Genomic DNA, 11,344 nt, shown 5'->3' with positions numbered 1-11,344 from the left:
GGGCGTCAGCACACCGCCTGTCCGGGTCGCCCGTGTCATGCGCGGAGCCCCGTCCGGCGTGCTGCCGGTCGGGGCTCCAGGTGGTGCGGTGAGGCCTGAACTCTTCGCTCTGGCGGTCGGGTCGACCGCTTCAGACGGGTCGGGTCGGCGGTCTCAGGGGGTCGGGGTGGCGGGTTTGGCGGGTTTGGCGGGGCGGTTGCCGAAGAGGCCGTAGAAGGCGGCGAGGGTCGGGGCGAGGTAGGCGGCCCAGACGGTGAGTTGGAGTGTGGTGGGGTCGGGTTGGAAGTTGAAGACGCCCTTGAGGAGGGTGCCGTACCAGCTGTCCTTGGGGATGGTGGTGCTGATGTCGAAGGCCCGGTCGTGCAGGCCGGGCAGCCAGCCGGCTTCCTGGAGGTCGTGGACGCCGTAGGCGAGGACGCCCGCGGCGACGACGACGAGCATGGCGCCGGTCCAGGTGAAGAACCGGGCGAGGTTGATCTTCAGGGCGCCGCGGTAGAACAGCCAGCCCAGCACCATCGCGGTGGCCAGGCCCAGGGCGGCGCCGATGATCGGGTTGTAGCCGTCGTCGGTGGCCTGGACCGCGGACCAGATGAACAGCGCGGTCTCCAGGCCCTCGCGGCCGACCGCGAGGAAGGAGGTGACCACGAGCGCGACCGTGCCCATGGCGACCGCGGCGTCCAGCTTCCCGTGGAGTTCGGCCTTCAGGTGCCGGGCGGTGCGGCGCATCCAGAACACCATCCAGGTGACCAGGCCCACCGCGATGACCGACAGCGTCCCGCCGAGTGCCTCCTGGGCCTCGAAGGTGAGCTGGGTGGAGCCGTACTGCAGCACCGCGCCGAACGCCATCGACAGCGCGACGGCGGCGCCGACGCCGGCCCACACGGGCGGGAGCCGGTCCCGGCGGCCGGTCTTGACCAGGTAGGCGATCAGGATGCAGACGACGAGGCTGGCTTCCAGGCCCTCGCGCAGGCCGATCAGGTAGTTGCCGAACACGGCACCTCCTCAGGGGGGTTCGCGGCAGGGGGTCGGGAGGTCAGCCGAACAGGGCCTGGCCCCACCACTCGCCGGGCTTGCGGATACCCGCCGGGCAGGCGAAGTGCGCCGAACCGACGTGCTGGATGTACTCGTTGAGCGCGTCGGACGCGGCCAGACGCTGCTGGAGCGGGACGAAACCGGTGCGGCTGTCGCGCTGGTAGGCCAGGAAGAACAGGCCCGCGTCCAGGCGGCCCAGGCCGTCGGTGCCGTCGGTGAAGGAGAACCCGCGGCGCAGGATCATCCGCCCGCCGTTGGAGTCCGGGTGGGCCAGGCGCACATGCGCGTCCGCGGGCATCGCGGCGAGGTCCGGGTCGTCGTGCTCCCGGGTCCTGCCGTAGGCCGCGCCCTCGCCCTTGGTACGGCCGAACACGTCCTCCTGCTCCTTCAGCGACGTCCGGTCCCACGTCTCGACGTGCATCCGGATCCGACGCGCGACGAGATAGGAGCCACCGGTCATCCACTCCGGACCCTCACCCGGCGCCACCCACACGTCCCGCGCCAGCCGGGCGGTGTCGCTACCCGCGATGTTGCGGGTACCGTCCTTGAAACCCATCATGTTGCGCGGCGTCTGGGCGTCGGGCGTCGTGGAGGACGTCTTGCCGAACCCCAGCTGCGACCAGCGGATGTTGACCGTCCCCATCCCGATCCGGGCCAGGTTGCGGATCGCGTGGACCGCGACCTGCGGATCGTCCGCGCACGCCTGCACACACAGGTCCCCGCCGCTGCGCTGCGGGTCGAGGTTGTCGCCCTTGAAACGGGGCAGGTCGATCAGCGCCTCGGGGCGCTTCGCCTTCAGGCCGAAACGGTCCGTGCCGTCCTTGTCGAACAGGGTCGGGCCGAAACCGATGGTCAGCGTCAGCCGGGACGCGGGCAGGCCCAACGCCTCACCGGTGTCGTCGGGCGGCGCCTCGGGCAGACCGCTCGCCGCACCGCTGCCCACCTCGCGCCCGCCCGTCATCGCGGCCGCGGCCCTCGTCCACTCCTTCAGCATCCGCGCCAGCGACTCACGCGTCGCGGACGCGGAGACGTCGAACGCCGCGAAGTGCAGACGGTCCTGGACCGGGGTCGCGATCCCCGACTGGTGCTCCCCGTAGAAGGGGACGTCCCCACCCACCGCGGCGGGCGCACCCGGGACGGGGTCGTCCCGGCGGGTCGCGGCCGCCACCGAACCGACACCCGCCGCACCCAGCGCGACACCCGCACCCGCCCACCCGATCACCACACGACGACTGAACCCACCCCCACCAACACCGGCCACATCCAAGGCCACATCCGAGGCCACATCCGAGGCCACGTCCGCGGCCACGTCCGAGGCGGCGTCCTGCTGTTCCTGCTCGGCGTCCATCGGCGACAGGCCCTTCTCTGTACTGGAACCGGGTGGTACGGGGTGGTGCGGTGGGCGGGCCCCGCCGGTGCGGTCGGCGGCCCGGTGGGGCCCGCCGACCGCACCGACGGGGCGACGACCTACTTCGGGGAGGTCTACTTCGAGAAGACCTACCTCGGGTCGGTCTACTTCGGGGAGACCGCGGCGGCGAGCTTGGACAGCGGCTCGGCCAGTGCGTTGACCGCGTCGGAGAAGGTCTTGCGCTCGGCTTCGGTGACCTTGTCGTAGGAGGTGTACGAGGCGTCGGCCTGCTTGTACTTGGCCAGCAGGCCCTCCAGCGCGGTGAACTCGGCGTCCAGGGTCTTCGCCAGCTCGGCGTCCTTCTCCGCGGCGACCGGCTTCAGCAGCTCGTACGCCTTCTTCGCGCCCTCGACGTTCGCGGCGAAGTCCGCGAGGTCGGTGTGGCTGTAGCGGTCCTCCTCACCGGTGACCTTCCCGGTGGCGACCTCGTCGAGGAGCTCCTTGGCGCCGTTGGCCATGCCGGTCGCGGTGATCTCCGCCTCGGGGATCTTCTTCTGCCAGTCCTTCAGGTCCGCGACCAGCTGGTCGGCGAGCCTCTTCTCCTCGTCGCCGATCTTCCCATCCGCCCACAGCGACTTCTCCAGGCGGTGCCAGCCCGTCCACTCCTGGCCCGGCTCCAGGCCGTCCTCGCGGGTGTCGGTCTTCGGGTCCACGTCGCCGAAGCTCTCCGCCACCGGCTCGGTGCGCTCCCAGCCGGTCCGCGAGGGCGCGAACAGCGACTTGGCCTTCTCCACGTCCCCGCCCTTGACCGCGGCGGCGAACGCCTCGACGGCCGGGATCGTGGCGTCCGCCTGCTCCTGCGCGTACGTGCGGTAGGCGCCGACCGCGGCCGTCAGACGCGGGTCGGCCGCCGCCGCGGAACCCTCCCCGCCGGTGACGGTGATCTTCTGGCGGATGCCGTCACCGACCATCCCCGGCTTGCAGGCGATCTCGTACGAACCGGCCTTGATCTCGGCGGTGATGCTCGCCTTCGTCCCCGGGCCGATGTTCTCCCGCTCGGTGACGATCTTGTCGCCCTCGGCGTAGACGTAGACCTCGGTGGTCTTCGAACCCTTGTTGGCGATGTCCAGGACGACGTGACCGGCCGGGAACGTGGTCTTCGAGACCTCGCAGGCGGTGTCGGTGGCATTGACCTTGACGGCGTCGGAGGAGGCCTTGTCGTCCTTCTTCTGCGAGCAGCCGGCCAACGCGGCGCTCGCCACAGCGAGGGTGAGCAGCATGGCTGCGGTGGAACGACGGGCGGACATGCAAGCTCCAGCGGTCAGGGCGGGGCGAATGAGGGCAGGGCTGAGCGTGGACGGGGAAAGGCACTGTCGGCCCCCCGCCCACTTAGCTTAGGCATACCTTATGGATATCGGATTTCGCCGTCCATTCCCGCGACGGTAAAGCTTAGGCAAGGTCGTCGATGCAGGTGGGAGTGGTTGCGGCACGGACTACCGGCCGGTAGGACGATCATTTTCGGCCATCGGGGCTCGCGGACGGCTCGCTCACCGGCGCGCCGAAGCGGGCAGGGGGCGCGTGCCCCGGGTGGCACGCCCGCAGCCGACGGTGCCCCCACCCCGGGCGGAGGGGGTGGGGGCACCGGACGGACGAGAGCGGAGCGGGCGGACGGCCGGGACCGGACGGGACGGTGGCCCCGCTCAGCGCCCGGGAGCCCGGCGGGCGGCGGCGCGGGCGGTCCAGCGGCCCTCGTGCCGACTGATCCGGATCGGGTGGCCGAAGGTCGCACTCACCAGCTCGGTGGTCATCGCCTCGTCGACCGGACCCGCGGCGACCGTCTCCCCCTCGCGCAGCAGCAGCGCGTGCGTGGTCGACTCCGGCAGCTCCTCCAGGTGGTGCGTCACCAGCACGCTCGCCAGGTCCGGGTGCTGGTGGCGCAGCAGGTCCAGGCTGTCCAGCAGCAGCTCGCGGGCGGTCAGGTCCAGCCCGGTGGCCGGCTCGTCGAGCAGCAGCAGGCGCGGGCTGGGCATCAGGGCACGGGCGATCAGCGCCCGCCCCCGCTCGCCCTGGGAGAGCGTGGTCCACGGCGACTCCGCCGCGGCCGCCATGCCCAGGGTGTCGATCAGGCGCTCGGCACGGTCGAGCTCCTCCGGGACCGGCTTGCGGTGCAGGTCCGGCTCGATGGTGTTGGTCAGGCCGGTGAGCACCACCTCGCGCACGGTCAGCGGCGAGCGGAGCGGGTGCCGCGGGTTGACGTGGCCGAGGTGGGCGCGCAGCTCGCGGACGTCGACCCGGCCCAGCCGGCGGCCGAGCACGTCCACCTCGCCCCGGGTGGGGTGGGAGACCGCGCCGAGCAGGGCGAGCAGTGTCGACTTGCCGGCGCCGTTGGGGCCGAGCAGCGCCCAGTGCTGGCCCGGGCGGATCTCCAGGTCGATCCCGCGCAGCAGGTGACGCCCGTCGCGTACGACGTCGACGCCGCGGGTGCGCAGCAGCGGGCCGGCGAAGGAAGGATCGGGCGTGCTCATGGCGGCGGGCCTCCGGGGGTGGGTGCCGGGCAGGGTCTCGGGCACGGCGCCGAACCGGGCGGGCGCGGCGCCGACCGTCCGCGTGCAGAGTACAACCGTCGGCCCGGGGACGGCCGGGGCGTCCGAGCGGTGGACACCGGTCACCTTCCGCACGCCCCTGTTGCAGAGCGGCAGTTGGCAGGAGGATCGGGGAACCGCGCGGGCCGGCCGAGCCGTCCCGCGAGGCAGGATCCGCACGGTGGAGGGGGCGTGGTCATGGCAGGGACGAACGAACCGGTGGAGACCGGTTCGGGGCGGGCCGGGACGCTGCACGGACGGTTCGAGGAGCACGCGCGGCGGACGCCCGACGCGGTGGCCGTCCGGTGCGCCGGGCGGGAGCTCGGCTACGCGGAGCTCGACGCCCGGGCCGACCGGCTGGCCCGCCACCTGGCCGGCCTGGGCCTCACCCCCGGCCGGCGCGCCGCCGTCGCGTTCGGCCGCGGCACCGAGGTGTACGTCGCGCTGCTCGCCGTGCTGAAGACCGGCGCCGCGTACGTGCCGCTCGAACCGAGCGCGCCCGACCCGCTGCTGCGGCACGTGCTGGCCGAGACCGACCCGGTGCTCGTCGTCACCGAGGAGAGCCACCGCCTGCGGCTCTCCGACGCGGGCGCGCGCACCGTGGTCTGCGTGGACTCGGCGGCCGCCGGGATCGCCGGACTGCCCGCCCTGCCGCGCACGGAGGGCGTCGGACCGGAGGATCCGGCGGTGGTGTTCACCACCTCGGGCACCACCGGCGAGCCGCGCTGCGTGCTGGTCGAGCACCGCAACCTGCTGGCCCTGCACCACGGGTGGTGCGAGGTGTACGGACTCTCCCCCGCCGACCGGATCCTGACGACGGCGAGCCTGGAGTTCGACGTCTTCACCGCCGACTGGATCCGCGCGCTCTGCTCCGGCGCCACGCTCGTCGTCGCCCCGCGCAACCACACCCTGGACCGCAGCGCCGAGATCACCGACCTGCCGGCGCTCGTCGCCGACGAGCGGATCACCGTGCTGGAGCTGAACGTCCGCAACGCGCGCCGCCTCGCGGCCCACCTCGCCGTGGCCGACGGGGAGCCCGGCGGCGCGAGCGGCCACCCGGACGGCGGTGCGGTCGGCGCGGTCGCCGCCGCCCGGGCCCGGGCGCGTGCCGCGAGCGGCTCCCGGCTGCCCGGCGTGCGGGTGCTCACCGTCGGCGCCGAGAAGTTCTGGCTGGACGAACACCTCGCCCTGAAGCGGCTGCTGGGCCCGGAGACCCGGGTGATCAACGTGTACGGGCTGGCCGAGGCCGCCGTCGACAGCACCTGGTACGAGCCGCCGGACGCGAACGACGTGCCGGACGGCGAACGGCTCTCGCTGGTCGGCGTGCCCTTCCCGGGCGTCAGGGTCCACGTCCTCGGCACGGACGGCTTCCCCGCCCCGCCCGGGACGGTCGGCGAGATCGCGCTCGCCGGCCCGGGGCTCGGCCGCGGCTACCTCAACCGGGCGGCCGAGACCGCGCAACGGTTCGTCCGGGCCGTCTACGACCCGGACGGCAGGGTCCTGCGCACCGGTGACTACGGCCGCCTCGGGCCCGGCGGGGTCCTGGAGTTCGTCGCCCGCGCCTCGACCGCCCTCGGGACGCCGGGCCTCGCCAGGCCCACCGCGCCGGCCGCGTCCATGGAGGCTGCGGAGGCCCTGGCCTACACCGTCGTGCGCGGGGTGGTGGCGGCGAACCGCGTCGAGGCCCTGCTGCGCGCGCATCCCGGGGTGCGGGAGGCGGTGGTCACCACGGTCCAGGTCTCGCCCACCCGGCGGGAGCGGGTGGCCTACGCGGTGACCGAGCCCGGGGCCCCCGACACCGACGGGTGGTCGCTCTCCGCCTACCTGAACGCCCGGCTCGCCGCCGAGTTCTCCGAGGGCGACGCTCCGGCGGCCGTGGTGCCGCTGCCCGAGCTGCCGCGCACGCGGGCCGGGAAGCTCGACCACGGCGCGCTGCCGCTGCCCGCCCCCGCCGACCACACCGCGCCCCGGCGCACCGTCGCGCGGAAGGGCTCGGGCGGCAAGGGCGGTGCCCGGCTGCGGGCCGCGGCCGGGCACGACGGCGCGACCGGCTGCGGCTGGCTGGCCGCGGCGCTGCCGTTCGCGGTGCTGGCGTGGGTGCTGACCGACCTGATCTGGCCGGGCTCCACGGACGTCTCCGCCGTCCCGGGGCCGTACGCCACGTACTTCCGGGTGCTGTACGTCTTCGAGTGGGGATCGTTCGGCCTCGGCATGGCCTGGCTCTTCGCGGGTCCGGTGGTGCTCGCCCGGCTGGAGCGGCCGGCGTGGCTGTCGGTGCCCGCGTACCTGGCGGTGTTCTGGCTGCTGGCCTCCTGGTGGCCGCAGGACAACACGTACCGGACCAGCGCGCCGACCGACTGGCCCCGGCAGTCGCTGCTGGTCTACCTCTTCAACGTCGCGCTGATGGTCTCGGCCGCCGTGGTGGTCCGGTTCCTGGCCTGGCGGCGTCCGAGCCCGACGAAGCCGAGGTGACGGTCCGCCCGTCGGCCGGCGGCGGGTGAACGGCCGGCCGGCGGTAGGTTCGGGGCCCGGAGCGGGTACGGCGCCGGGCGGGTGCGGGGCCCGGGCCGCCGTGCGGGTGGCTCAGCGCAGGGCCTCGAACATCCGGCCCAGCGCGTGGTGGCCCGCGCCGAGCAGTGCCTCCGCCGCGTCCAGCGCCTCGGTGCTGTGCGCGGCGAGCGCCAGGCCGACGGTCGGCTCCGGCTCGTACCCGGCCGTCACGATCAGCGGCAGGACGGTCGCGCCGAGCCGGGCGCACTGCGGGCGCAGCCGGTCCAGGTGCCGGTACAGCGCCTCCTGGGAGAGCCGGGCGCCCAGCGGCATCGCGTCCAGGGTGCGGACGAGGTGGCCCGGCCCGCGCACCCGGTCCAGCCGCTGCCGCAGCACGAACGCGACGGCCGGTCCGGTGAGCCGCAGGTTCACCTCGGTCGGGGCGGGCCGCCGCTCCCGGTCGGTCACGAAGTCCACGTCGAACCAGCCCCGGTGGCCCGCCGCGGCCAGCCGCTCGCCCACGGCCAGCCCGAACCGCTCCACGGTGGCCGCCGCTCCCGGCGGCACCACGCCCGGACCGACCGTCACCCCCTGGTACCGGGTGCCGTCCACGGCCATCTCACCGACGCCCACCGGGTGCACCCGGCCGTCCTCGCCGATCACCGCGTCGAAGGTGAGGTCGCGCAGCCGGCCGGAGCCCGCCGGTCCGCCGTCCACGTACTCCTCCAGCAGCAGGCCGCCGGCGGGCGGCAGCACCTCGTCCCGCTCCAGCCGGCGGAGCAGGGCCCGCGCCCCGCCGGCCGCGAACACCTCCTGCGGCGTGACCACCACCGTCCCGTACCCGCCCACCCCGTGCGGGCTCTTCACCACCGTGGTCAGCCCCCGGGCCGCCCGGAACGCCAGCCGGCGCGCGGCCCGGCGCGGACCGTCCGCGTGCTCCTGGCGGGGTACCCGCACGCCCGGGTGGTCGGGGGCGAGTCCGGTGAACAGTTCGTGTGCGGCCGCCTTCGACTCGTAGCGGCGCACCGCGGCCAGCTCCGGCCCCTCGCCCTGTGCCGGGGTCCGGCCCCAGAAGAGTGCCGGACCGCCGCCGTCCGCGATCCGCGCCGCCAGCGCGGGCCGCCGTTCCAGCGCCCGGGCGATCGTCTCCCGCTGCGCGACTCCGCTGTGCAGTTCGACCGGGCCCCACTCCAACTCGCGGGCCAGCCAGTCGATCCAGTCCCGCTCGACCTCCGCGGGGAGCACCAGCACCGCCGGTTCGGGGCTGTAGCAGGTCGCCATCCCCGCGTAGTGGTGGGCCTGTTGCAGCCGCCGCTCCCGCTGCTCCCGGTCCATCCGACCGTCGAGGAACTGTGCGTTGAAGTCGGCGACGTTGCCCACGTGCACGGCCCGCCGCCCGCCGGTCCAGGCCCCCACCCATCCGTCCATTCCGCGAGGGTACGGCCTGCGCGGGGGCGGTGGCGACGGGTCGGGGAGGGTGGTGCGGCGGGTGGTGCGGGCGGGTGGGCGGCGGCCCCGGGGAGCGCGGCGGCCCGGCGGGCGCGCCGGGTGCACCCACCGGCCGCGCCGGGCCCGCCCGGTGCTCAGAGGGCGAGGAGCCCCGCGTCGGTGGGCCGGAAGCCGCAGGCGCCGAAGTAGTAGGGGCGCAGGTGCGGTTCGAAGTCGACGTGGAGCCAGTCGCAGCCGGCCGCGCGGGCGCCCTCGGCGGCCGCGGCGACCAGCCGGGTGCCGATCCCGAGGCGGTGGGCCCCCGGGTCGACGGCGGTGTCGAGGAGGAAGGCGTGGACGCCGCCGTCCCAGAGCACGTTGACGAAGCCGAGCAGCGGGCCGTCGGGTGCGGGCCGGGCGCAGACCCACCCGGCGCTGTGGCGCTCCAGCCGGGCGCGCCAGGGGGTGGCGGCCGCCGCGGGGCTCCCGGGGCCGGTGGGACCGACGGGGCCGGTGAAGGCCGCGGCGTGCAGGGCGTCCAGCTCGTGGTCGGTGAAGGGACCACGCCAGACGTACTCCACAGTTCGGTGATCCTGGGGGGTTGTCATGGCGGGATCGTAGAGGAGGAGTTCACAACCGATCGATTTTGATCAGTACAGGCCACGACTTGGTCAAGAAATGACGCCTTCTCTAGCTCACCCTGACGGTCCACCGTCAATCTCGGGGCAGCTCCTTCCCTGCAGCTACCCCGACTGGAGTCAGAGTGAGCCCCACCTCCTCTTCCCGCCGCCCCCTCGCGGCCGGAGCCATAGCGGCCACCGCCGCCCTCCTCGCCGCCACCTTCACGGCCGGCACCGCCTCCGCCGCGTCCCCCTCCGACCGCGACGCGGCGATCGCCCAGGCCCGCTCCAACGTCACCCGCAACGCCGCGGTCTTCGGCTACGGCGACGGCCAGGACCTGGTCGTGAAGGACGTCGTGCTGGACGCCGACGGCAGCCGGCACGTGCGCTTCGACCGCACCTACCTCGGCCTGCCCGTCGTCGGCGGCGACCTGGTGGTGCACCAGGACGCCCGCGGCCGCCTCAAGGACTCCTCCCGCGCCGCCGCCCACGACGCCGCCGTGAGCTCGATCGTCCCCAAGGTCCCCGCCCAGCTCACCGCCGGCCGCGCACTCGAAGCCGCTCCCGGCGTCAGCGACGCCACCAGCTCCCCCGAGCTGGTCGTCTGGGCCGCCGACGGCACCCCGCGCCTCGCCTGGCGCACCACCGTCCAGGGCACCGGCGACCACGGCCAGCCCGCGGGCCGCGTCGTCGTCACCGACGCCCGCAGCGGCGAGCAGATCGAGTCCTACGACTCCGAGCACCAGGCCGCCGGCCTCGGCCACTCCGAGTACACCGGCGACGTCACCATCGACACCACCCCGCAGTCCGGCGGCTACGCCCTGATCGACCCGGTGCGCCACCACACCACCAGGGACGCGCACAACGCCGGCGCCGGCTCGCTCACCCCGACCTCGGGCACCCTCTTCACCGACGCCGACAACGTCTGGGGCGACGGGAGGAAGTTCTCCACCGACCGCGCCACCGCCGCCGTCGACGCCCACGCCAACACCGCCTGGACGTACGACTACTACAAGAACGTCTTCAACCGCAGCGGCATCAAGAACGACGGCAAGGGCGCCACCGTCTTCGTCCACGTCGGCACCAGGTGGGACAACGCCCAGTGGTCCGACACCTGCTTCTGCATGATGACCGGCGACGGCGACGGCAACGTCGACCCCGAGCAGGTCGACCTCGACACCATGGGCCACGAGATGACCCACGGCGTCACCAGCGCCACCGCCAACCTCCGCTACAGCGGCGAGTCCGGCGGCCTCAACGAGTCGACCTCCGACATCTTCGGCACCATGGTCGAGTGGTACGCCGACAACCCCGTCGACAAGCCGGACTACCTGTTCAGCGACCAGTCCACCCCGCCGTGGCTGCGCCGCTTCGACAAGCCGTCACTGGACGGCGGCTCGGCCGACTGCTGGACGAGGAAGGTCGGGCAGCTCGACGTCCACAACTCCTCGGGCGTCGGCAACCACTGGTTCTTCCTCGCCAGCGAGGGCAGCGGCGCCCGCACCGTCAACGGCGTCTCCTACAACAGCCCGACCTGCAACGGGTCCACCGTGACCGGCATCGGCAACCAGAAGGTCGCCAAGATCTGGTACCGCGCGCTGACCGTCTACATGACGTCCACCACCGACTACAAGGGCGCCCGCACCGCCTCCCTGAACGCCGCCAGGGACCTCTACGGCGCCACCGGCACCGAGTACAAGGCGGTCGCAGCCGCCTGGAGCGCCGTCTCCGTCGGCTGATCCCCGCCTCGCCGGACGTACGGCCCGTCACCCTTCCCCCGGGGGGTGGCGGGCCGTACCCGTGGCCGTGGCCGTACCCGTACCCGTGGCCGTGGCCGTGGCCGC

Annotated in this window: 8 protein-coding genes; 2 read left to right on the top strand and 6 right to left on the bottom strand. The window is 74.0% G+C overall.

Features of this window, described 5'->3' with window-relative positions; translation table 11 throughout:
• Positions 1-153: 153 nt before the first annotated feature.
• The 4 genes from efeU to OG550_RS32665 all read right to left on the bottom strand — a co-directional run bounded on the left by efeU (position 154) and on the right by OG550_RS32665 (position 4,905).
• Positions 154-993, bottom strand: coding sequence for an iron uptake transporter permease EfeU (gene efeU, locus OG550_RS32680; RefSeq protein ID WP_327673686.1), 840 nt, complete (start codon positions 991-993; stop codon positions 154-156).
• A gap of 40 nt (positions 994-1,033) precedes the next feature.
• Positions 1,034-2,380 carry an iron uptake transporter deferrochelatase/peroxidase subunit gene (efeB, locus tag OG550_RS32675; protein ID WP_327673688.1) on the bottom strand — a complete coding sequence of 449 codons (1,347 nt, stop codon included), beginning with the start codon at positions 2,378-2,380 and terminating at the stop codon, positions 1,034-1,036.
• Positions 2,381-2,544: 164 nt separating this feature from the next.
• On the bottom strand, positions 2,545-3,687 hold the full coding sequence (efeO, locus tag OG550_RS32670; RefSeq protein ID WP_327673690.1) for an iron uptake system protein EfeO: 1,143 nt from the start codon (positions 3,685-3,687) through the stop codon (positions 2,545-2,547).
• Positions 3,688-4,080: 393 nt separating this feature from the next.
• The gene (locus tag OG550_RS32665) at positions 4,081-4,905 is read right to left on the bottom strand and encodes an ABC transporter ATP-binding protein (RefSeq protein WP_327683635.1); all 825 of its coding nucleotides are present in this window, start codon (positions 4,903-4,905) and stop codon (positions 4,081-4,083) included.
• Positions 4,906-5,160: 255 nt separating this feature from the next.
• Here OG550_RS32665 and OG550_RS32660 point away from each other — a divergent pair, with 255 nt between their 5' ends.
• Complete coding sequence (locus tag OG550_RS32660; protein ID WP_327673692.1) at positions 5,161-7,434, top strand: AMP-binding protein; 2,274 nt, start codon at positions 5,161-5,163, stop codon at positions 7,432-7,434.
• Positions 7,435-7,545: 111 nt separating this feature from the next.
• Here the strand turns inward: OG550_RS32660 and OG550_RS32655 are convergent, their stop codons facing one another.
• Complete coding sequence (locus OG550_RS32655; RefSeq protein WP_327673694.1) at positions 7,546-8,880, bottom strand: hypothetical protein; 1,335 nt, start codon at positions 8,878-8,880, stop codon at positions 7,546-7,548.
• Positions 8,881-9,035: 155 nt separating this feature from the next.
• Positions 9,036-9,488, bottom strand: coding sequence for a GNAT family N-acetyltransferase (locus OG550_RS32650; protein WP_327673696.1), 453 nt, complete (start codon positions 9,486-9,488; stop codon positions 9,036-9,038).
• A 155-nt stretch (positions 9,489-9,643) separates the two neighbouring features.
• On the opposite strand from OG550_RS32650, the gene OG550_RS32645 reads away from it, so the two are divergent.
• The gene (locus OG550_RS32645) at positions 9,644-11,239 is read left to right on the top strand and encodes a M4 family metallopeptidase (RefSeq protein WP_327673698.1); all 1,596 of its coding nucleotides are present in this window, start codon (positions 9,644-9,646) and stop codon (positions 11,237-11,239) included.
• Positions 11,240-11,344: the final 105 nt, after the last annotated feature.

The organism is Kitasatospora sp. NBC_00458, from assembly GCF_036013975.1.
In the GTDB taxonomy this organism is placed as follows: domain Bacteria; phylum Actinomycetota; class Actinomycetes; order Streptomycetales; family Streptomycetaceae; genus Kitasatospora.
This window is presented reverse-complemented; position numbering and strand designations above follow the sequence as displayed.

Excerpts from the sequence above, each read along its gene's own strand:
- OG550_RS32660 (WP_327673692.1), top strand. The coding sequence starts at position 5,161 with ATGGCAGGGACGAACGAACCGGTGGAGACCGGTTCGGGGCGGGCCGGG.
- OG550_RS32665 (WP_327683635.1), bottom strand. The coding sequence starts at position 4,905 with ATGAGCACGCCCGATCCTTCCTTCGCCGGCCCGCTGCTGCGCACCCGC.
- efeO (WP_327673690.1), bottom strand. The coding sequence starts at position 3,687 with ATGTCCGCCCGTCGTTCCACCGCAGCCATGCTGCTCACCCTCGCTGTG.
- efeB (WP_327673688.1), bottom strand. The coding sequence starts at position 2,380 with ATGGACGCCGAGCAGGAACAGCAGGACGCCGCCTCGGACGTGGCCGCG.
- OG550_RS32655 (WP_327673694.1), bottom strand. The coding sequence starts at position 8,880 with ATGGACGGATGGGTGGGGGCCTGGACCGGCGGGCGGCGGGCCGTGCAC.
- OG550_RS32650 (WP_327673696.1), bottom strand. The coding sequence starts at position 9,488 with ATGACAACCCCCCAGGATCACCGAACTGTGGAGTACGTCTGGCGTGGT.